Genomic DNA, 22,235 nt, shown 5'->3' with positions numbered 1-22,235 from the left:
ATCGGCTATATTTTAGTAAATGTTTTACTAAAATCATTCCAAGCATTGACGCATTCCATGCCAAGACTGCGGCCTACAGCATTCAGACCAGGAGAGATGACGTGAATAATTGGGAAAACTTTCAACACCTGCATGAGAACCGAATGGCGCCCCGCGCCTACTTCTTCTCATATGACTCACTCAAGCGTGCCCAAACCTTTCAGCGCGCCCTCAGCAGCCACTTTATAGCGCTCAGCGGCCAATGGAGCTTTAACTACTTCACCAATCCGTTGCTGGTGCCCGAAGATTTTTATTCACAAAGGATGACTGACTGGGGCCAGATCACGGTGCCCAGCATGTGGCAAATGGAAGGCCATGGCATTCTGCAATATACCGACGAAGGCTTCCCCTTCCCGATCGATGTGCCTTTCGTCCCCACAGACAACCCAACCGGTGCTTACCAACGTAGTTTTACGCTGAGCGAACAGTGGAACGGAAAGCAGACCATCATCAAATTTGACGGTGTTGAGACCTATTTTGAAGTGTACGTCAACGGCCAGTATGTGGGCTTCAGCAAGGGCAGCCGCCTGACCGCCGAATTTGATATCTCCGGTTACGTGCGCTCAGGGGAAAACCTGCTGGCCGTGCGAGTCATGCAGTGGGCGGATTCGACCTACATTGAAGATCAGGATATGTGGTGGACAGCCGGCATCTTCCGCGATGTCTATCTGGTGGGCAAAGAGCCAGTTCACGTGCAGGATCTGACCGTTCGCACCGATTTTGCCGCCGACTACCAAAGCGCGACCCTGTCTTGCGTACTGGAGATCGAAAACCTATCGGGGACACCGCTAGCGGACTACGTGATTGAATATGCCCTGTTTGATAACGATAACCTGCTGGTACAGCAGAGTCTCGGCGCACAAACCCAGACCCATTTTGCTATCAATCTGGCAAATCCAATCCAGTGGTCTGCGGAAAACCCTTATCTCTATCAGCTGTTTATCACGCTTAAAGACCAAAACGGCACCGTGCTGGAGGTGATACCTCAACGCGTCGGGTTCCGCGATATCAAGGTGCGTGATGGACTGTTCTACATCAACAACCAGTATGTGATGCTGCACGGCGTCAACCGCCATGATAACGACCATCTGAAAGGCCGTGCGGTAGGCATGGATCGCGTCGAAAAAGATCTGATCCTGATGAAACAGCACAATATCAACTCGGTACGTACCGCCCATTACCCTAACGACCCGCGCTTTTATGAACTGTGCGACATTTACGGGCTGTTCGTCATGGCCGAAACCGACGTCGAAACCCACGGCTTTGCCAACGTGGGCGATCTGAGCCGCATCACCAACGATCCGGCCTGGGAAACGGTATTCGTCGATCGCATCGTGCGTCACGTTCACGCGCAAAAGAACCATCCGTCGATCGTGATGTGGTCGTTGGGCAATGAGTCCGGCTACGGTTGCAACATCCACGCGATGTACCACGCCACCAAGGCCATTGACGATACCCGCCTGGTGCACTACGAGGAAGACCGCGACGCCGAGGTGGTGGATATCATCTCCACCATGTATACCCGCGCGCCATTGATGAATGAGTTTGGTGAACACCCTCACGCCAAACCACGCATCATCTGTGAATACGCGCACGCCATGGGCAATGGCCCCGGCGGCCTGACGGAATATCAGAACGTGTTTTACCAGCACGATCATATTCAGGGTCACTACGTTTGGGAGTGGTGCGATCACGGCATCCTGGCGCACGATGAGCAAGGCCAGGCGTTTTACAAATACGGTGGCGACTTCGGCGACTATCCGAACAACTACAACTTCTGCATGGACGGGCTGATCTTCCCGGATCAAACGCCTGGGCCGGGCCTGAAGGAGTACAAGCAGGTTATTGCGCCAGTGAAAATCCGCGCGCTTGAGGCTCGCCTTGGCACCTTCCTGGTTGAAAACAAGCTGTGGTTTACCAATCTGGATGATTACACCCTCACCGCCGAGATCCGCGCAGAAGGGGAAACGCTGGCAACGCGGTCTCTGCGGCTGAAAGATCTGGCGGCCAACTCTTCACGGGAGTTCCGCCTTGAGCTGCCTGAGCTGGATGAGCGCGAAGCCTTTGTAAACTTCACCGTGCGTAAGAATTCCAGCACCCTATACAGCCCGGCCAATCACGACATCGCGGTGTACCAGTTCCAGCTCAAAGAGAATACTGCGCAGGCAGAAGCCTATACCAACCTCAATGCCCTGCCACTACGGGTAGCAGAAAGCCGCCTGGCGTACAGCATCAGCGGCCAGGACTTTACGCTGACCTTCTCCAAGGTGAACGGCAAGCTGACCTCCTGGATGAGCAATGGGGAAGAAATCATCGCCTCTGCTCCGGCATTAAGCTTCTTCAAACCGATGATCGATAACCATAAACAGGAGTATCAGGGCCTGTGGGAACCCGCTCATCTGCAAATCATGCAAGAGCACTTCCGTACATTGGACGTCGTTCAGGCCGATGGCCGCGTTGAAATCACCGTCACCAGCATCATCGCCCCGCCGGTCTTCGACTTCGGCATGCGCTGCTGCTACCGCTACCAAATCAATGCCGAAGGCCAGCTCAACATGGAACTCAGCGGCGAGCGTTATGGCGATTACTCGTACGTGATCCCGGCCATCGGGCTGGATGTCGGCATTAACGGCGGCTTTGACCGGGTGAACTACTATGGTCGCGGCCCGGAAGAAAACTATCAGGACAGCCAGCAGGCCAACCTGATCGATATCTACCAGACTACGGTGGCCGAGATGTTTGAACACTATCCGTTCCCACAAAACAACGGTAACCGCCAGCATGTGCGCTGGGCCGCACTCACCAATCGCCACGGTACCGGCCTGCTGGTCAAACCGCAGCAACCGATCAACTTCAGCGTCTGGCAGTACACCAGCCAGAACCTTCATCAGTCGCAGCACACCAATGAGCTGCAACCGAGCGGTTATATCACCCTCAACCTTGACCACCAGGTGATGGGCCTGGGTTCCAACTCCTGGGGCAGCGAAGTCCTCGATTCCTACCGAGTTTACATGGCGCCCTTCCGCTATGGCCTGACCCTGATGCCACTGCAAGCCGGTGACGTCAGCGCCCAGGCGCTGGCCAACCATGACTTTGCCAACGACTTCTTCACTCCAACCACCAACGAGGCCTGATCCATGCACGTATTAGACAACCTGGAGCAATTCAAAGTGGTTTACCGTGACGGCCGTAAATGGAACCGTTGTGTGGAAGCCATTGACAACATTGCCAATATCAAAGACGGCGTGATGCACTCCATCGGCGATACGCTGGTTTATATGATTGAAGACGGCGTCACCCGCAATCGCTTGACCTTTGAAGGCAATCGTCGTTATTTCACCATCCATTACTACCTCGAGGGCGGCGAAACGGTAGAGTTCGCGAAAAAATCCACCCTTTCCCCCGTTGAGGCCTACCGCGATGAAACCGACCGCGAATATCTGCAAGGCACCGGGCAAACCTGTGAATTACGTGCCGGGCAACTGGCGATTTTTGACAACCAGGAAGCCTACCGCTTCCACGGCGATAACCGGGTAAGAAAAGTGGTGCTGCGGGTCACCATTGAGGATGGCTACATGTTGAACAAGTGATCCTGCTGGCTATGAAACGAACCGGGCGGGAAATCACTCCCGCTCAATTCAGATTGAGTTCATCATTGATGTCGTTCATCGGAGGACGCTATGTCCGATTCTTTACGTGGCACGATTGGCAAGTTTGCCCTGTTGTCGATGACCTTTGCGGCGGTGTTCAACGTACGCAATATCGTCAACAACAACATTGAACTGGGCTTGAGTTCAGCCCCGGTATTTTTGTTTGCAACCCTGGTCTACTTCATTCCCTTTGTGTTTATTATCGCGGAGTTTGTGTCCGCCAATAAGAACTCGGAGTCGGGAATGTACGATTGGCTAAAACAGCCTCTGGGCACCCGAGCAGCCTATATGGGGTCGTTCCTGTATTGGTTCGTCAACCTGTTCTGGTTTGTATCATTGCTGCCTAACGTGATTGCCTATGCGTCGTACGCCATTATGGGCCGCGAATACGCCTTTTCACCTGTGATGGTATCGATCATCTCGATCGTACTGTTTGCCGCCACCACCCATATTTCCACCAAGGGTGCCAGTTGGTTGGGCAAGATTGCCGAAGTCGTCGCCTATGGGGTGTTTGCCCTGTTTGCGATTTACGTGCTGGGCGCGCTGATGGCGCTGAGCGGCGATCACGTCCCGGCGCAACCGATCACGCTGGAGGCGATGACGCCGACGGTGAACTGGGCAACGTTGGGTATCATGTGCTGGATCTTCCAGGCGGCTGGCGGTGCGGAAACGGCAGCGGCCTACCTCAATGACGTCAAAGGGGGCCAAAAGTCGTTTATCAAGGTGATTATCATTGCCGGTGCGGTTATCGGCGGGATGTATGCCGTCGGTTCCCTGCTGGTTAACGTGTTTGTCGCGCGTGAAAACCTGACCTACGCGGGCGGCATGGTGGAAATATTCACCGGGATGGCCAAGTACTTCGGCATTTCAGAAACGCTGGTAGGCCGCCTGGTGGGCATCGTACTGTTCATCGCCATTTTTGGTTCGATGATGATGTGGACCTCTGCGCCGGTGAAGATCCACTTCTCTGAGATCCCGAAAGGCGTTTACGGCCAGAAAACCACCGAACTGAACAAGCATGGCGTTCCGGTTCGTGCTGCATGGTGGCAATTTGCCTTCGTGTTCGTGATGTTGGTGGTTAACGGCTTTGGTTCCGAATCGGTACAGCAGATGATGAACACCGCGATCAACCTGACGGCGGGTACGGCGATGCTGCCGCCGATCTTTATCATGGTGGCCTACTTCGTGTTCCGCTGGAAGCATGACGATACGCCGCGCGAGTTCCGCATGGGATCGCGCAAGTTTGGCATGAGCGTGGTTTCGGTGCTGATCACCATCTTTGTGGTCAGCATGACGGCGTCGGCATTCCCGCCGGGGGTCGATCTGATGAAAGCCTTCTTTATCAACGTCTGTATGACCGCGGTATTCTCGGCACTGGCCTGGTGGTGGATTTCACGCTTCGAGGCTAAACAGGTAAGAAATAAAGCGGCGCTGAGCGAACAGTAAGCTACATAGGGGCGAACATGCACATGTTCGCCCCCTACATATCAAGGCATAAACGCCTGCAAACGCTGTATCTGCTGGCCATCGGAGCCAAAATTTTCGTCAGCCAGCCAACCTTCGAACGCACTACGCATCTGGGGCCAGTTTTGGTCGATCATGGCGAACCAGTCGGTATCCCGGTTGCGGCCCTTGATGACCAATGCCTGCATAAAACGCCCTTCGTAGTGGAAACCAAAGCGAAGTGCCGCCTGCCTGGAAGGCGCATTCAGGCTATCGCATTTCCATTCACAACGGCGATAGCCCAACTCGTCAAAGGTGTGTCGCAACATCAGGTAAATCGCCTCGGTGGCGCAGGAGCGCTGCTTCATCAGCGGTGACCAACAGACGTGGCCAATTTCCAACACGCCGCTGGCCTCTTCAATCCGCATAAAGGCCACCGTGCCAACGGGCAGATCGGTGGCTGAATCGAACACCACCAGATTCACCAGCGTCGGGTTGGCCTGCAGGTTTTCCAGATGCGCACGCAGTTCCTGCGGGCTTTCAGGCCGCTCCCTCATCAGGTAAGTCCAGTCACGTCCATCTGGCGCAAGCTGGTAAGCCGCAAATAGCGCGGCAAAGTCCCGCTCGGCGTCCAACATCGCAAGGTGGCAAAATTTGCCCGTCAGCGTCACCTCCTGCGGCCGTGGCAAGGCATGCCATTGCGCCAAGGGTTCGCCCACCGGCTGACCATATTGATTTATCGCCATAAAAGTATTCCGTCTGGTTGCTTCAAAAGTAGGTTCTCCGCAACAGCATATACCGATGCCAGATCGCAGCATACAGACCAATTAACCCCCAGCGACTAGACCAATCACCAACCGCCTGTTAAGGGCATGAGTCAAGGTAAACTGTTAATGAAATGATCTAAATCAAAAACAATGTGAAGAAAATGTTTTGAAACAGATGCTTTATTGTTTGTTTTAGCTGCCAAGACTTAAACTTGAATCACCATACCAGTAGCTTGCTAATCATTGTTGGTCATGGAATAGCAACTCTCTCTGCCCGTTTTTACGGCCCAAGACTGCGGCCACGCGGGCATTTCTGTGAAACATATTCAAGGTGGAATTATGTCTCGACAGCACTCTCCAGAACCGCCTCGGCGGAACTTTCTAAAGAAAACGCTAGCACTAATACCGCTGGCTGCCGCTGGAAGCACCAGCGTTTTGATGATGACGCCCTCACCAGCCTCGGCGGCGGGTGTCTCCTCTCACTATGTTCCCGCTTATTTCAATAACGAGGAATGGCGCTTCCTGCTGGCGGCTTGTGATCGACTGATCCCCAGCGATAGCAATGGCCCCGGTGCCGTCGAAGAAGGCGTGCCGATTTTTATCGATAAGCAGATGGAAACGCCTTATGGCCACGGTGGCCTGTGGTATATGCACCCGCCGTTTGTCCCTTCGGCCCCCGAACTGGGTTATCAGTCCAAACTGACGCCGCGTGATACCTACCGTATTGGCATTCGAGGCCTCAATGCGCACTGCCAGCAGCAGTACCAGAAAGCCTTTGCAGACTTGGAACATAGCCAGCAAGAACAAATCCTGACGGCGCTGGAGAAAGGTGAGCTGGATTCCGAAGCCCTGCCCGGTCAAGCCTTTTTCAGCCAACTGCTGCAAAACACCAAAGAGGGTTATCTGGCCGATCCGCAGCACGGCGGTAACCAGTCGATGGCCTCATGGAAACTGATCGGTTTCCCTGGTGCGCGGGCGGATTACACCGACTGGGTCGATCATCCTAATCAGGCCTATCCCCTTGGCCCGGTAAGTATCTCCAGCAAAAGGAATGCATAAATGAGCACGATAAAAAAGCCACCGGTAGACGTGGTGATTGTCGGATTTGGCTGGACCGGTGCCATTATGGGCATGGAACTGACCGAAACCGGCCTGAGCGTATTGGCACTGGAGCGCGGTGAGCAGCGCGATACTTACCCTGATTTTGCCTATCCACGGATTGCCGACGAATTGACCTATGGCATCCGTCTGAAACTGGAGCAGGAGATGGCGCACGAGACCGTCACCGTGCGCCACACGCCAGCGGATTTCGCCGTGCCTTATCGTCAGCTTGGATCCTTTTTGCCCGGCAACGGCGTTGGCGGTGCAGGCGTCCACTGGAACGGCATGCACTGGCGCGCCCTGCCCGCCGATCTGAAAATGCGTACGACGGTGACGGAAAAGTATGGCGACAAATGGGTGCCCGAAGGCATGTTGTTGCAGGATTACCCTCTCAGTTACACCGAGCTGGAGCCTTACTTCGATAAGTTCGAGAAGGTCTGTGGCACCGCAGGCAAGGCCGGTAACCTGCAAGGCAACATCATCAAAGGCGGCAACCCGTTCGAAGGGCCACGCACCAGCGAATATCCCACTGCACCCCTCAAGCAGCTCTATTCCGGTTCGCTGTTTGGTAAGGCGGCCGAGTCGCTCGGCTATCACCCGTTCAGCATTCCAGCAGCCAACTGCTCGGAGCCTTATACCAATCCCTACGGCGTGCAACTCGGCCCCTGTAACTACTGCGGTTACTGTGAGCGCTTCGGCTGCTTTATGTATTCCAAGGCCTCACCACAGACCACCATTCTGCCGGTGCTGATGAAGCGGAAAAACTTTGAATTGCGCACTCAGTCGCAGGTCATCAAGGTCAATTTGGACAGCAGTGGCAAAAAGGCCACCGGCGTCACCTATGTCGATGCCCAGGGCCAACAGATTGAACAACCGGCGGATCTGGTGATCCTCAGCGCCTTCCAACTGCACAACGTGCGTCTGTTGTTGCTCTCCGGCATCGGTAAACCTTATGACCCCGTCACCGGCGAAGGAGTTGTCGGCAAGAACTACGCCTATCAGATGAACAGCGGCATTTCGCTGTTTTACGATAAGGACACCCACTTCAACCCGTTTATCGGAGCCGGAGCCGCGGGCATGGTGATCGACGATCTCAACTCGGAAAACTTCGATCACGGCGCGCTAGGCTTTATCGGCGGCGCCTATATTTCCGCCACCCGCACCGGTGGCCGCCCGATCCAACAGATGTCGTTACCGCCGGGGACCCCCACCTGGGGCAGTGGCTGGAAACAAGGTATCAAAGATAATTATCAGCACTCGATGAGCATTGGCTCTGAAGGCTCAGTGATGCCCTATCGCGACTGCTATCTCGATCTCGATCCCACCTATCGGGATGCCTATGGGCTACCGCTGCTGCGCATGACCTTCGACTGGAAGGCTAACGAGATCAAGATGACCCAGCACATTACCAGCAAGATGGCGAACATCGCCAAAGCCATGGAGCCGAAGCAGATGGCGATTTCGGTGATGGGCAGCGGTTCGCACTATGACGTGCGCCCGTATCAATCCACCCACACTACCGGCGGGGCAATCACCGGCGACAACCCAAAAACCAGCGTGGTGAACAAGTATCTGCAATGCTGGGACGTGCCCAACGTGTTTGTCACCGGCGCCTGCGCCTTCCCGCAGAACCTGGCTTATAACCCCACCGGGATCGTCGGTGCGCTGGCCTATTATTCAGCAGAAGCGATCCGTAATCAGTATCTGAACAACCCCGGCCCGTTGGTTCAGGCCTGATACGCAAGGAGAAGACGATGAAAGGATTAACCCCCTCGCTGCTGGCCTTGCTGGTATTAAGCGCCAGCGCTCTGGCCGCCGAGGATACCCACCAGGTCGGGCAAATCGCTCATGGCGAATATCTGGCCCGCGCCGGTGACTGTGCCGCCTGCCATACCGCGCCAGGTGGCATGGCATTCGCCGGTGGGCTGAAGATGACCACCCCGGTTGGCGCGATCTATTCCACCAATATCACCCCAGACAAAACCACCGGGATCGGTGCCTACGATCTACAGGAGTTTGCCGACGCCCTGCGTAAAGGCATTAGGCGCGATGGCACTCGGCTCTACCCGGCCATGCCCTATCCCTCTTTCGCCAAAATCAATGATGAGGATATACGCGATCTGTATCTCTACTTCACCCAACGGGTAACGCCGGTGGTGCAGCAGAACAAGGCTAGCGATATCCCATGGCCGCTGAATATGCGCTGGCCGTTGGCGATGTGGGACGGCATATTCCGCGAGGATGGCGCCTATCAGCCAGACGCTAACCAAAGCGCACAATGGAACCGTGGGGCCTATCTGGTACAAGGATTGGGCCACTGCGGCAGTTGCCATACGCCACGCGGCATTGGCTTCCAGGAGAAGGCGCTGAACCAGACGGATGACGACTATCTGAGCGGCGGGACGCTGGAGGGTTGGCACGCCGCCAGCCTGCGTGGCGATGCAATCAGCGGGTTGGGTAGTTGGAACGCGGCAGATCTGACTCGTTTCCTGAAAACCGGCCACAGCGACAGATTTGCCGCCTTTGGCTCCATGGTAGACGTGGTACAAGACAGCACTCAGCACCTGAGCGACGAGGATTTGCAGGCGATCGCCGCCTATCTGAAATCGCTACCTGCGGGGGATGAGCAGAAAACGCCAACGGCCAACCAGCCGCTGGCACTCTACAGCACCGACCAAGGCAACCCAGGCGGGCAGGCTTATCTGGATAACTGCGCCGCCTGCCACCGCAGCGATGGCCAGGGCTATCGCAATACCTTCCCACAGTTGGCCCATAATCCGGCGTTGCTGGCGGAAGACCCGGCTTCGGTGATCAGCATCATTCTGCATGGTTCACGTACGCCGATGACTTTAGACGCCCCTACCGGGCTAACCATGCCGGACTTTGGCTGGCGTCTGAGCGACCAGCAGGTGGCCCAGATAGCCACTTTTGTACGCACAAGTTGGGGGAATAACGCCGCTCCAGTCACCGCCGATCAGGTCAAAGAAATACGGGAGAGCAGCGCCACCAAACCTTCTCAGTAGTAAATACCACAACGGGCCTGGTCTGCCAGGCCCAACCATTTCCACCGATCTCACCGTGCACGGTTGCACCGCCCGGCGAAATCACCTTAAATAAGCTATCGCATTGAGGCTACAGGATTTCGGTCGACTATGAGCACGGATCCCAACCAGCGCCTGCTGGACAAACTGCAACACGATCTGACCAGCGCTGGCGCTATGCCGCTCTACCTGCGCTTTAACGAATCGGTACGGCAGGCCATTGAGCTTGGCGTATTGAGCCAGGGGGATTTTCTGCCCAGTGAGCGCCATTTCACCGAACGGCTGGGGATCTCGCGCATTACGGTACGCAAAGCCCTTGCCTGCCTGGAGCAGGACGGCATTATCGGCCGCTCGCGGGGCTATGGCACCTTCATTCAAAATACCGTGGCTCAACCTAAACTGGCCTATTCGCTGGCGGATGTGAAAGGCTTTTCACGCGAAGTGATGCTGCAAGGCCGTAAACCGGACACCATGTGGATCAGCCGTGAGCAAATCCCGGCGGATAGCGCACTGGCCGAGAAACTGTCGCTAGCCGAGCATACGCCGGTGTACAAACTCAAACGTATTCACTTTATCGATCAGCGCCCCATGTCGGTGGCGGTGTCTTATGTGGTGGCGGAGGCGATAGCCAACGTTGATGATATTGGCGTTTCTCTGTATGACTACTTCCGTTTGAACAACGTGGAGTTGGGATCGCTGCGTAGCCAGGTCAGCGCCGCCATGAGCGACGGTGAAACCCTGCAAGCACTGCAGTTGAAAGAACCTATGCCGCTGCTGATCATCAAGCAAACGCTGTTCGACAACCGGAAAAAACCGATCGAATACAGCGAAAGCTTCTGCCGCAGCGACATGTACGAGTTTATCAGCGAGGATTGAGTTCCTCGCTGGCCAGGAGCTGGGCCAGGGTTGGCGCACAATCCCCACCGGCCTGTGATACCACGTAACCGGCGATGCTATTGGCTAGCGTCATGCTTTGGCGGGCGGTCAGGCCCAGTGCCAGCCCGGCTAGCAAACCGGCGCTGTGGCTATCGCCAGCACCAATGCTGTCTACCACTTTGACCTGACGAGCGGCGATCCAGCCTTGATCGTCCGGCCCGGCAAAGTAATATCCGCCTTCCCCGCCGCAGCGCACAACCACCAGTTGCCCGGTGGTTGACCATAACCGCTGGCAAAAACCGGCAATATCTTCCTGCATGCCAAGGTGCTGAGCTTCACGCTGGTTTAGCGTCAGGATCACCCCAGGGCGGATCAGGCGTTGCAACAGGCTCTGCGCCATCACGTCAATGCGCGGGCCAATATCCAGCACCACCCGCACCTGTTCGGGCAGGCGTAACAGCCAATCCACCAGCACGTGGCCCTGCCGGGCACCCAGTTGATAACCGGAAAGGTAAACCAGCCCGCTTTGTGGCGTCGCGTCTGCCAACCACTCAGGCTGCCACTGGTTCTCAATGCCATCGATAGAGATAAAGGTACGCTCTCCGTCCGGCTCGACCAGCGCCAAACACCAGCCGTTATCCTCACCACCCACTTGCAGATCGGAACTCACGCCGCGCTGCGCCATCTCGTTACGCAAACGCTCTGCCCACACGCCTTCTCCCACCGGCAGCAGATTGCGGCTGGTAATGCCCAACTGGCGCAGAGCCACGGCGATATTCAGCGCGCAGCCCCCTAAATGCAGCCCCTGCATCTGGGCCGACACGTCGCCACCGCGCACTGGCAAAGCATCGGCGCTCACCACCATATCCATCACCGCTGCGCCAATCACCGTCACCGGGCACTGCTGATGCCAGCCGCCCTGGGTCAGCGTCTGCAATAACTCGCGTCTTTCGTTACTCATTCAGCCTCCTGCCAGCGCTGGCGGAAACGGAGAAAGGCCTGCGCGTAGTGGTTGATATCCAGCGGATTCACCCGCTTTAATTCTGCCAACATAGTCGCGTCAAACGCGTCGATACCGTTCAGGGCACCGCAGATCGCCGTTGCCATCGCGCCAATGGTGTCGGTATCACCGCCCAGGTTGGCGCACAGGATCGCACAGCGGGTAGGATCGGTTTGCGCCAGTTCGACCATCGCCAACGCGGCCGGCACGGATTCTATGGTGCTGACCCCTGCGCCAACCAGTTGGTAAACCCGTTCTGAGGCCTGCTCGGTACCGCCAGCCTGTTCGACTACCTGGAAGGCCAGTTCGATACGCGCCGCTAAAGAAGCGCTGAAGGTGGTGCTCTGGCGGCGCTGAGCGTAATCTGCCACTCCCGGCAATGCCAGACGGATCTCTGCCCAACTGGCCCCTTCGACCGCCTTGGCAACTGCCCAGGCAATCACCACCGCACCGGCAACCGCGATATCGGATTTATGCGTCGGGCTGGAGGCCAGCCAAACCTGCTGGCAAAACTGCTCCAACGGCGCAGAAGGCAGCACACAACCCAACGGGGAAACCCGCATCGCCGCGCCGTTGGTCACACCGTTGTTTTCCAAATCGCTAATCGGCGTGCCCTTCTTCTGCTCCCCCAGTGCCAGTTTGGAACTCGGACCAAGGATGTTTTTGTTGAAGGCGTCAAAACTATCGACCCAGCGGATCACGTTGCGGGCAATCAACTCCGGAACCACTTCACCATCGGCCTCGATCAACGCGTCGGCGAGCGCCAGAGCCATCGAGGTATCATCGGTATACTGCGCTGCCGTGAAATAGCAGGCGGCGCTGTTCTCTGCCGGGCCGTCGAGGAAGCGGTCGATCCAGCCAAAGTGGCGCTTAACCCGCTCACGCGGCCACAGCTCGGAAGGCATGCCGAGCGCGTCGCCCAACATTTGGCCATAAAGTGCGCCCACCACGCGTTGTTCCTGGGTTAACTGCTTCATCTTTTTCTCCTGAATTTTTACCTTGCCGGGCAACACGCCCGGCGCAACGAATTAAGACCGTGCTACGTCAATCGGGGTGATGTTGTCGCTGCGTTCACGGAAGAACAGCAGGAACAGCAGCATGACGCCCACCACCATCACCGCACCAACGCCCCACACGGCGAACCAGTCAAACGTCATACCGTCTCGCGGCTGCTCGAGGGCGAAAGTGGTCATTGCACGGCCCCCGAGCCAGTTACCGATAAAGCTGCCCAACCCCTGGCAAATCAGGGTGATCAGGCCCTGCGCGGCGGTACGCATATGCGGCGGCGCTTTTTTGTCGACGTAGATATAGCCGGTCACGAAATAGAAATCGTAGCTGACACCGTGCAGCAAAATGCCCAGGAACAGCATGCTGTAAGCCCAGACGTCGGCGGTGCCACCGTAGATAAAGAACACGTAGCGGATCGCTGCGGTCACAAAGCCCAGCAGCAGCACCTTTTTGATGCCGTAACGCTTAAGCAGCAAAGGTAGCGCCAGCATGGCGAAGATTTCCGAAACCTGCCCCAGCGTCATCCAGCCGGTGGCATTTGGCAGCCCAACCTGCGTCAGATAGCCATTGGCAAACTGGTAGTAAAACGCCAACGGCATACAGAACAGGAACGAGCACAGGGCGAAGGTGGCAAATGAGCGATCCTTCAGCAGGCCAAGCGCGTTCAGGCCCAGCAACGCCTTGATATCCACCGGGCCAGAGCCTTTGGCTGGCGTATTGGGCAGCACAAAGCTGTACAAACCGAGCGCGATCGAGGCCACACCGGTAATGATTAACGGCAGGTTGCTATCGGAAATATTGCCTAACCCCAGCAGCGGCGGCAGCATAAAGCCCACCACCAGACCGGAGGCAATCCAACCCAAGGTGCCCAGTACGCGGATGCGCGGGAACTCTTTTTCGGTATCGGTAATGTTGGCAAAGGCTATGCTGTTGGTCAGCGCCACGGTCGGCATATAGGTGATGGCATAAATCACCAGCAGCGGGAAGAAGGTGGCAAAGGTGGTTTGCCGGGCGATGATAAACATCAGCACCCCGCCAGCCAGATGCAACCAGCCCAAGACTTTTTGCGCGGCGAAGTAGCGATCGGCAATAACGCCAACCAGTACCGGCGAGAGGATTGCCGCAATCGCCGTACTGCTGTACGACCAGGCAATTTCACCCGGCGTAAAGCCCAGTTTGTTGAGGTATTGCCATAGGGGAACAAACCACGCTCCCCAGATAAACCACTCGATAAACATCATGACAGACAGCTTCAGATGAGGACGTTTCATTATTATGTATCCTTGCTGGCTACCTTCCCGGCTTCGGCTCGGGAAAGCGGTGTAGGGTTCCTGGTATTAGTATCATAACGATACCTATATAATACCTTAATGATACCTTTAATCCTTTGCAGCGATCCTGCTCACACTTCAGGCAGTCAGCTTTGTTTAAGTTTTGTTTACCTTTGGCACTGCGCTGTTTATCCTGCGTTTATCAGCCATTGCCGATAATCAATGGATGACAGAATTAAACGATCAGGGAATGGTCAGCTAATGCGCGTTACCACAACGTGGCCAACAGCGTGTAACCTTTTCAGTGTGGGTGCCTGGAGTTGCACCCGCCTAAACAACAGGAGTCTGTACCATGCGAGTACTGGTTGTTGAAGACAATGGCCTATTGCGCCACCATCTTAGTGTGCAAATGCGTGAAATGGGGCATCAGGTTGATGCCGCAGAAGATGCCAAAGAAGCTGACTATTTTCTGCAGGAACATGCGCCTGATATCGCCATTGTCGATCTCGGGTTGCCGGGTGAAGATGGCCTGAGCCTGATCCGCCGTTGGCGTGCCAACCAGATGAAGTTGCCGATCCTGGTGCTGACCGCCCGTGAAAGCTGGCAGGATAAGGTGGCGGTGCTGGAAGCCGGTGCCGATGATTACGTCACCAAGCCCTTCCACCTGGAAGAAGTGATTGCCCGCATGCAGGCCTTGATGCGCCGCAATAGCGGCCTGGCTTCACAGGTGATCGTACTGCCACCGTTCCAGATCGACCTCTCACGCCGTGAGCTGAGCGTCAACGAACAGCAAATCAAACTGACGGCCTTTGAGTACACCATTATCGAAACGTTGATCCGTAACGCGGGTAAAGTGGTCAGTAAAGATTCATTGATGTTGCAACTCTACCCGGATGCCGAACTGCGCGAAAGCCACACCATCGACGTATTAATGGGCCGCCTGCGTAAAAAACTACAGGCCGAATACCCACAGGAAGTGATCACCACCGTACGTGGTCAGGGCTACCGTTTCGATGCCAAGTGAGCATAATGTTCAACAGAGATAAAAAGCCCTTCTCACTGCGCGCCCGCTTTCTGATGGCCACCGCCGGGGTGATCCTGGCGCTGTCGCTGTCCTACGGGCTGGTTGCGGTCGTCGGCTATATCGTCAGCTTTGATAAAACCGCCTTCCGCCTGCTGCGCGGTGAGAGCAACCTGTTCTTCAGCCTGGCGCAGTGGAAAGACCAGAAGTTGACCATTGCCATCCCGCCCGATCTCGATCTCAACTCCCCAACGCTGGTGTTTATCTACGACGAAAAAGGCAACCTGTTGTGGAGCCAGCGCTCGGTGCCGGAGCTGGAAAAACGGATCCAGAAAGAGTGGCTGGAAGAGTCCGGTTTCTATGAGATAGACACGGACACCCGCATCAGTAGCGAAGTGCTGGGCGACAATCCCAAAGCCCAGGATCAGCTGAAAGACTATGACGATACCGACCATGAGGCGTTAACCCACTCGGTGGCCGTCAATACCTATGCCGCCACCCCACGCCTGCCCGCCTTGAGCATCGTGGTGGTCGACAGCATTCCGCAGGAGCTGCAACGCTCGGACGTGGTGTGGGAATGGTTCAGCTACGTTCTGCTGGCCAATCTGCTACTGGTCGTACCTCTGCTCTGGCTAGCTGCGTATTGGAGTTTGCGGCCGATCAAGGCGCTGATAACCCAGGTGGGTGAATTGGAAAACGGCGAGCGCGAGCAACTGGATGAAAATCCCCCCAGTGAACTACGTGGCTTGGTACGGAACCTGAATATCCTGGTGCGCAACGAGCGCCAGCGCTACACCAAATACCGTACTACGCTGTCCGATCTCACCCACAGCCTGAAAACCCCGCTGGCGGTATTGCAGACCACCCTGCGCTCGCTGCGTTCCAGCAAGCAGACCACCATCGAAGAGGTCGAGCCGATCATGCTCGAGCAGATTAGCCGTATCTCGCAACAGATTGGTTATTACCTGCATCGGGCCAGCATCAACTCTGGTCAAACCGTGCTGACCCGCGAGATCCATTCGGTTTCTGCCCTGCTCGACAGCCTGAGCGTGGCACTGAACAAGGTCTATCAGCGTAAAGGGGTAGTCATCACCCTCGATATCTCACCAGAAGTCACCTTTATGGGCGAGAAAAACGACTTTATGGAGGTGATGGGCAACGTGCTGGAGAACGCCTGTAAATATTGCCTGGAGTTTGTGGAGATCACCTCGCTGCACTCGGACAAATACCTGACGATCGTCATTGATGACGACGGCCCCGGCATCCCCGAAAGCAAGCGTGAGCTGATCTTCCAACGCGGCCAACGCGTCGATACTCTGCGCCCCGGCCAGGGGATTGGCCTGTCGGTCGCCGCCGAGATCATCGAGCAATATGACGGCCAAATTACCATCAGCGACAGCCCGCTGGGTGGAGCACGGATGGAGGTCACCTTCTCCCGCCAGCACGACTCCCACCATCACGATTAAATTCTCTCGCTCAGGCCCCGATCCACGGGGCCTAACTTCCGTTATAATCCCTGCAGGCTCACTCTATCCTGGAATAGAACATGGATTACCAATTAGATCTCGACTGGAACGACTTTTTGCAACGCTATTGGCAAAAGCGTCCGGTAATTATCAAGCGTGGTTTTAACAACTTTATCGATCCGATTTCCCCGGATGAGCTGGCCGGGTTGGCTATGGAAAACGAGGTGGACAGCCGCCTGGTGAGCCATCAGGAAGGTCGCTGGCAGGTTGGCCACGGCCCGTTTGAAAGTTTCGACCATCTGGGCGAGAACAACTGGTCATTGCTGGTGCAGGCCGTAGATCACTGGCATCAGCCTTCCAGTGCGCTGATGCAACCGTTCCGTAAGCTGCCAGACTGGCGCATGGACGATCTGATGATTTCGTTCTCGGTGCCGGGCGGCGGCGTTGGCCCACATCTCGATCAATACGACGTGTTCATCATCCAGGGTACTGGCCGCCGCCGTTGGCGCGTGGGCGAAAAAGTGCCGATGAAGCAGCACTGCCCGCACCCGGACCTGTTACAGGTTGAGCCGTTTGACGCCATCATTGACGAAGAGATGGAGCCTGGCGATATTCTGTATATCCCACCGGGATTCCCTCATGAAGGCTACTCGCTGGAAAATTCGCTCAACTATTCCGTCGGTTTCCGTGCGCCGAATGGCCGTGAAATGGTGAGTGGCTATGCAGACTACGTGCTAGCGCGCGAGTTGGGCAGCAAGCGTTACACCGATCCGGATATCGCGCTGCGCGATCACCCGGCGATGGTTCTCCCCCATGAGGTCGATGCACTGCGTGGGATGATCCTGGAGCTGGTGCAGCAACCGGAGCACTTCCAGAACTGGTTTGGCGAGTTTATTTCGCAGTCGCGTCACGAGCTGGACATCGCGCCGCCAGAGCCGCCTTATCAGGCCGGTGAAATCTATGAGCTGCTGCAACAGGGTGAGCCATTACAACGTCTGGGTGGGTTGCGCGTGCTGCGCGTTGGCGACCAATGCTTTGTCAACGGTGAGCTAATCGACACCGAACATCTGCAAGCCGCCGATGCCCTGTGCCAGCACGCCAGCGTTGATGCCGCCTTGCTGGGCGACGCGGTGGACGACCCATCGTTCCTGGCCCTGCTAACGGCGTTGATTAACAGCGGTTACTGGTATTTTAACGACTAATCATAATGAGTGAGGGGCAAACTGGCCCCTCACTCAATCTATTAACGCAAAAAACTACCGTTTAGCGCGCTCGGCACTCAGAGTGGCAATGCGCATGATCACCGCAACCGCCTGCTCCATCCCTTCCAGCGTAATAAACTCATGCTTGCCATGGAAGTTATAGCCACCGGTAAACAGGTTTGGACAAGGCAGCCCCTTGAAGGATAGCTGCGCGCCATCGGTACCACCGCGGATCGGCTTCATCACCGGCTCAATATCGCAGTCCCGCATCGCCTGCTGTGCCAGCTCGATCACATGAGGATGCTCGGCCACCTGCTCACGCATGTTGTAGTAATTATCTTCGATCGCCACCTCAATGTAGCAATCCCGTGGTAACCCACGACCAACCTTTTGCGCGACTTCAATCATCTTGCGCTTGCGAGCCTCAAAGCCTTCACGCTCAAAATCCCGCAAGATGTAGTGCATCTCGGCACGTTCAACGTTCCCCTTGATGCTGTTGAGATGGTAAAAACCCTGATACCCCTCGGTGTGCTCCGGTGTTTCCTCGGCCGGTAGCTCCTGTTGGAAACGGGTTGCCAGCGACAGCGCGTTCACCATCACCCCTTTGGCACTGCCTGGATGGACGTTATTGCCGACGATTTTGACCGTCACCGCCGCTGCATTGAAGTTTTCACACTCCAGTTCGCCCACCCCACCACCATCGACGGTGTAGGCCCACTCGGCATCGAACGCAGCAACATCAAAGAAATGCGCCCCTTTGCCCACCTCTTCATCCGGCGTGAACGCCACGCGGATATCGCCGTGAGGAATTTTTTGCTGCTTTAGCCGCACCATCGCGGTCAAGATCTCGGCAATCCCGGCTTTATCGTCGGCCCCCAACAGCGTTTTGCCGTCGGTGGTGATCAGCGTTTGCCCCAGCATCTGATGCAAGATCGGGAACATCACCGGCGATAACACTTCATCACCGATGCCCAAGGCAATGTCACCGCCGCGATAGTTTTCCACTATCTGCGGTGTCACATGCTTACCCGAAAAATCGGGTGAGGTATCAAGGTGAGAAATAAAGCCAATGGCCGGCACTGGCCAGCTCACATTGCCAGGCAGCGTGCCCATCACGCAGCCATGTTCGCTTAGCGATACCCGTTCAAACCCCAGCCCAATCATTTCCTGTTGCAACGCACGCGCCAGCTTCAGTTGCCCTTCGGTACTAGGCACATGTTTGACGTTCGCTTTAGCCTGTGTGTCAAATGAGACGTAGTTAAAAAAGCGATCTAGTAGTTTATCCATGGTTCCGCCCTCAGAATTTCGCGTTTCATTATGCGGAACCGATCCGGATCAAATATTGAGACAGGTCATTAATAATCAGATTTAACACAAATCATTAAAGCAAGTGATGGTTTAATAGGGTAACTACCGACGCAAAAATCGGCCAACGGGCATGACTTATAGGCGGTTTGGCTTTCAATTACCGGATTCAGCGTCTATTATGCGCCCTCTTAAATTTTTGATCGGCGCCGCTGGCTTTGAGCTTCAGTACCTGACGGGTCACTCCCGTAAGCTCGCGCAGTCTTTTCCAGCGACGGTTCTATCTGCACCACCGTACGGGATAGAGACACTAAAATGACTGAACAATCCTCTTTGGTTACACTGAACGCCCTGAGTAAAAGCTTTGACGGCAAAGAGATCATCCGCGATCTCAACCTAAAGATTAACGATGGTGAATTCCTGACCCTGCTTGGCCCTTCCGGCTGCGGGAAAACTACCGTGCTGCGGTTGATTGCCGGGTTGGAAAATGCCGACCACGGGCAGATCGTGCTCGACGGGCAAGATATCACCGCTATTCCGGCCGAGCATCGGCACGTTAACACCGTGTTTCAAAGCTATGCCCTGTTCCCCCATATGACCGTGTTTGAAAATGTCGCCTTTGGCCTGCGCATGCAGAAAACCCCAGAGGCAGAGCTAACGCCGCGCGTGGAGGAAGCCCTGCGCATGGTGCAATTGGACGAGTTCGCTCAGCGCCGCCCGCATCAGCTGTCTGGTGGGCAACAGCAACGGGTCGCGATTGCCCGGGCCGTGGTGAATAAACCTAAACTGTTACTGCTCGACGAGTCGCTTTCGGCACTGGACTACAAGCTGCGCAAGCAGATGCAGAACGAGTTGAAGGCGCTACAGCGCCAATTGGGCATCACCTTTGTGTTCGTCACGCATGATCAGGAAGAGGCGCTGACCATGTCCGATCGGATTGTAGTGATGCGCGACGGGCGAATAGAACAGGACGGCACTCCACGGGAAATCTACGAGGAACCCAAGAACCTGTTTGTCGCCAGCTTTATCGGTGAGATCAATATCTTTGACGCGGTAGTGCTACATCGTATCGATCCGCAGCGGGTGCGCGCTCGTGTGGAAGGCCGCGAATGTGATATCTACGCCGATCTCCCGGTCGAGCCAGGGCAATCCCTGAAGGTTCTGCTGCGCCCGGAAGATCTGCGCGTCGAAGAGGTGAACGACAGCGAGCAGATAGATGGCCTGATCGGCTACGTGCGCGAACGCAACTATAAAGGCATGACGCTGGAATCGGTGGTTGAACTGGAAAACGGTAAGATGGTGATGGTCAGCGAGTTCTTCAATGAAGACGACCCTGACTTTGACCACTCGTTAAACCAGAAGATGGCGATAACCTGGGTTGCAAGCTGGGAGGTAGTGCTGGCCGATGAAGAAATCGCGTAATTTGCTGCAAAACCTGGTGATCATCGGCACCGTCGGCTGGCTGGTGCTGTTTGTTTTTCTACCGAACCTGATGATCATCGGTACCAGTTTCCTCACCCGTGACGATGCCAATCTGGTGCAGATGGTGTTCACTCTGGATAATTATACCCGGCTGTTTGATCCCCTATACGGCCAGGTGATGCTGCACTCGCTGAACATGGCGGCGATCGCCACCTTGTGCTGCCTGCTGCTGGGTTATCCTTTTGCCTTTATTCTGGCTCGCCTGCCGCAAAGGGTGCGTCCGCTGCTGCTGTTCCTGCTGATTGTGCCCTTCTGGACCAACTCGCTGATCCGTATCTATGGCCTGAAGCTGTTTCTCAGCACCCGCGGCTATCTGAACGAGTTCCTGATGTGGGCCGGGATCATCGATACGCCGTTACGCATCATGTATACCTCTGGCGCCGTGGTGCTGGGGCTGGTCTACATCTTGCTGCCGTTTATGGTGATGCCGCTCTACTCCAGCCTGGAAAAGCTGGATAAATCCTGTCTGGAGGCGGCCCGCGATCTCGGGGCCAGCAAGCTGCAAACCTTTATCCGCATCATCATTCCGCTGACCATGCCAGGCATTATCGCCGGTTGCCTATTGGTACTGCTGCCCGCTATGGGGCTGTTCTACGTGGCCGACCTGATGGGCGGAGCCAAAAACCTGCTGATCGGTAACGTCATCAAGAGCCAGTTCCTGAATATCCGTGACTGGCCGTTTGGTGCCGCCACCAGCATTTGCCTGACGCTGGTGATGGGGCTGATGCTGTGGATCTATTACCGAGCCGCCAAGCTGCTGAACAAAAAGGGGGAGCTGGAATGATCGGACGCCTGTTGCGCGGTGGCTTTATGAGCCTGATTTACGCCTATCTCTATATTCCCATCGTGATCCTGATCGTTAACTCGTTTAACACCTCGCGCTTTGGCATCAACTGGCGGGGTTTTACCACCCACTGGTACAGCATGTTGATGAACAACGACAGCCTGTTGCAGGCCGCTGGGCATTCACTGACCATGGCGGTGCTGTCCGCCAGCTTTGCTACCATGATCGGCTCTTTGGCGGCGGTGGCATTGTATCGCTATCGTTTTCGTGGGAAACCCTTCGTCGGTGGCATGCTGTTTGTGGTGATGATGTCGCCGGATATCGTCATGGCCATCTCGCTGCTGGTGCTGTTTATGCTGCTAGGCGTCTCGTTGGGCTTCTGGTCGCTGTTATTTTCGCATATCACCTTCTGCCTGCCCTTTGTAGTGGTCACCGTCTATGCGCGTCTGAAGGGCTTTGACGTCAAGATGCTGGAAGCCGCACGCGATCTGGGTGCCAGCGAAATGGTGATCCTGCGCAAAATCATCCTGCCGCTGGCGATGCCCGCTGTCGCCGCCAGTTGGTTGCTAAGCTTCACGCTGTCGATGGATGATGTCGTGGTCTCTTCGTTCGTGACCGGGCCGAGCTACGAGATTTTGCCCTTGAAGATCTATTCGATGGTCAAGGTCGGCGTATCTCCTGAAGTGAACGCCCTGGCGACCATTCTGCTGGTGTTATCGCTAGCGCTGGTGCTCACCAGCCAACTGCTGCTGCGCGATCGGCAAAAACACTGATTTGCC

18 protein-coding genes are annotated in these 22,235 nt (G+C 55.8%); 13 read left to right on the top strand and 5 right to left on the bottom strand.

What is annotated here, in order from left to right:
- Positions 1–101 precede the first annotated feature (101 nt).
- The 3 genes from ebgA (at position 102) to KGP21_RS12790 (ending at position 5,135) form a co-directional block, all read left to right on the top strand.
- Positions 102–3,173 carry a beta-galactosidase subunit alpha gene (gene ebgA, locus KGP21_RS12800; RefSeq protein ID WP_223538386.1) on the top strand — a complete coding sequence of 1,024 codons (3,072 nt, stop codon included), beginning with the start codon at positions 102–104 and terminating at the stop codon, positions 3,171–3,173.
- A 3-nt stretch (positions 3,174–3,176) separates the two neighbouring features.
- Positions 3,177–3,629 carry a beta-galactosidase subunit beta gene (locus KGP21_RS12795; protein ID WP_223538384.1) on the top strand — a complete coding sequence of 151 codons (453 nt, stop codon included), beginning with the start codon at positions 3,177–3,179 and terminating at the stop codon, positions 3,627–3,629.
- Positions 3,630–3,719: 90 nt separating this feature from the next.
- The gene (locus KGP21_RS12790; protein WP_021804679.1) at positions 3,720–5,135 is read left to right on the top strand and encodes an amino acid permease; all 1,416 of its coding nucleotides are present in this window, start codon (positions 3,720–3,722) and stop codon (positions 5,133–5,135) included.
- A gap of 41 nt (positions 5,136–5,176) precedes the next feature.
- Here KGP21_RS12790 and KGP21_RS12785 read toward each other — a convergent pair whose 3' ends face one another.
- The gene (locus KGP21_RS12785; protein WP_021804680.1) at positions 5,177–5,878 is read right to left on the bottom strand and encodes a GNAT family N-acetyltransferase; all 702 of its coding nucleotides are present in this window, start codon (positions 5,876–5,878) and stop codon (positions 5,177–5,179) included.
- 360 nt (positions 5,879–6,238) lie between these two features.
- On the opposite strand from KGP21_RS12785, the gene KGP21_RS12780 reads away from it, so the two are divergent.
- The 4 genes from KGP21_RS12780 (at position 6,239) to KGP21_RS12765 (ending at position 10,917) form a co-directional block, all read left to right on the top strand.
- Positions 6,239–6,958, top strand: coding sequence for a gluconate 2-dehydrogenase subunit 3 family protein (locus tag KGP21_RS12780; protein ID WP_080670565.1), 720 nt, complete (start codon positions 6,239–6,241; stop codon positions 6,956–6,958).
- On the top strand, positions 6,959–8,737 hold the full coding sequence (locus tag KGP21_RS12775; protein WP_223538383.1) for a GMC family oxidoreductase: 1,779 nt from the start codon (positions 6,959–6,961) through the stop codon (positions 8,735–8,737).
- Positions 8,738–8,754: 17 nt separating this feature from the next.
- The gene (locus tag KGP21_RS12770) at positions 8,755–10,023 is read left to right on the top strand and encodes a cytochrome c (protein ID WP_021804683.1); all 1,269 of its coding nucleotides are present in this window, start codon (positions 8,755–8,757) and stop codon (positions 10,021–10,023) included.
- 129 nt (positions 10,024–10,152) lie between these two features.
- Complete coding sequence (locus KGP21_RS12765; protein WP_021804684.1) at positions 10,153–10,917, top strand: GntR family transcriptional regulator; 765 nt, start codon at positions 10,153–10,155, stop codon at positions 10,915–10,917.
- Here KGP21_RS12765 and KGP21_RS12760 read toward each other — a convergent pair.
- The 3 genes from KGP21_RS12760 to KGP21_RS12750 are packed head-to-tail and all read right to left on the bottom strand — an operon-like array spanning position 10,904 to position 14,196.
- Positions 10,904–11,878 (bottom strand): PfkB family carbohydrate kinase, encoded by a 975-nt coding sequence (locus tag KGP21_RS12760; RefSeq protein ID WP_021804685.1) that lies wholly within the window; start codon positions 11,876–11,878, stop codon positions 10,904–10,906. The genes KGP21_RS12765 and KGP21_RS12760 overlap by 14 nt on opposite strands.
- Positions 11,875–12,894 (bottom strand): ADP-ribosylglycohydrolase family protein, encoded by a 1,020-nt coding sequence (locus KGP21_RS12755; RefSeq protein ID WP_059200573.1) that lies wholly within the window; start codon positions 12,892–12,894, stop codon positions 11,875–11,877. Before KGP21_RS12755 ends, KGP21_RS12760 begins: the two co-directional genes overlap by 4 nt.
- A 51-nt stretch (positions 12,895–12,945) precedes the next feature.
- A complete protein-coding gene (locus tag KGP21_RS12750) occupies positions 12,946–14,196 on the bottom strand; it encodes a nucleoside permease (protein WP_223538381.1) in 1,251 nt (416 codons plus the stop codon).
- A 352-nt stretch (positions 14,197–14,548) separates the two neighbouring features.
- On the opposite strand from KGP21_RS12750, the gene phoP reads away from it, so the two are divergent.
- The 3 genes from phoP to KGP21_RS12735 all read left to right on the top strand — a co-directional run bounded on the left by phoP (position 14,549) and on the right by KGP21_RS12735 (position 17,885).
- Positions 14,549–15,220 (top strand): two-component system response regulator PhoP, encoded by a 672-nt coding sequence (gene phoP / locus KGP21_RS12745; RefSeq protein WP_021804688.1) that lies wholly within the window; start codon positions 14,549–14,551, stop codon positions 15,218–15,220.
- 5 nt (positions 15,221–15,225) lie between these two features.
- Positions 15,226–16,683 carry a two-component system sensor histidine kinase PhoQ gene (gene phoQ / locus KGP21_RS12740; RefSeq protein ID WP_021804689.1) on the top strand — a complete coding sequence of 486 codons (1,458 nt, stop codon included), beginning with the start codon at positions 15,226–15,228 and terminating at the stop codon, positions 16,681–16,683.
- An 80-nt stretch (positions 16,684–16,763) separates the two neighbouring features.
- Positions 16,764–17,885, top strand: a complete 1,122-nt coding sequence (locus KGP21_RS12735; protein WP_021804690.1) for a cupin domain-containing protein — start codon at positions 16,764–16,766, stop codon at positions 17,883–17,885.
- 54 nt (positions 17,886–17,939) lie between these two features.
- Here KGP21_RS12735 and pepT read toward each other — a convergent pair whose 3' ends face one another.
- Positions 17,940–19,172: a peptidase T gene (gene pepT / locus KGP21_RS12730; RefSeq protein ID WP_024485244.1), complete on the bottom strand. Its 1,233-nt coding sequence runs from the start codon at positions 19,170–19,172 to the stop codon at positions 17,940–17,942.
- 333 nt (positions 19,173–19,505) lie between these two features.
- Here pepT and potA point away from each other — a divergent pair, with 333 nt between their 5' ends.
- The 3 genes from potA to potC are packed head-to-tail and all read left to right on the top strand — an operon-like array spanning position 19,506 to position 22,229.
- The gene (potA, locus tag KGP21_RS12725; protein WP_059200571.1) at positions 19,506–20,612 is read left to right on the top strand and encodes a spermidine/putrescine ABC transporter ATP-binding protein PotA; all 1,107 of its coding nucleotides are present in this window, start codon (positions 19,506–19,508) and stop codon (positions 20,610–20,612) included.
- Complete coding sequence (potB, locus tag KGP21_RS12720) at positions 20,596–21,456, top strand: spermidine/putrescine ABC transporter permease PotB (RefSeq protein WP_059200570.1); 861 nt, start codon at positions 20,596–20,598, stop codon at positions 21,454–21,456. The genes potA and potB overlap by 17 nt, the downstream gene beginning before the upstream one ends.
- Positions 21,453–22,229, top strand: coding sequence for a spermidine/putrescine ABC transporter permease PotC (gene potC / locus KGP21_RS12715; RefSeq protein ID WP_021804693.1), 777 nt, complete (start codon positions 21,453–21,455; stop codon positions 22,227–22,229). Before potB ends, potC begins: the two co-directional genes overlap by 4 nt.
- Positions 22,230–22,235: the final 6 nt, after the last annotated feature.

The sequence above is a fragment of the Serratia sp. JSRIV004 genome, from assembly GCF_019968705.1.
GTDB lineage: Bacteria > Pseudomonadota > Gammaproteobacteria > Enterobacterales > Enterobacteriaceae > Chania > Chania fonticola_B.
This window is presented reverse-complemented; position numbering and strand designations above follow the sequence as displayed.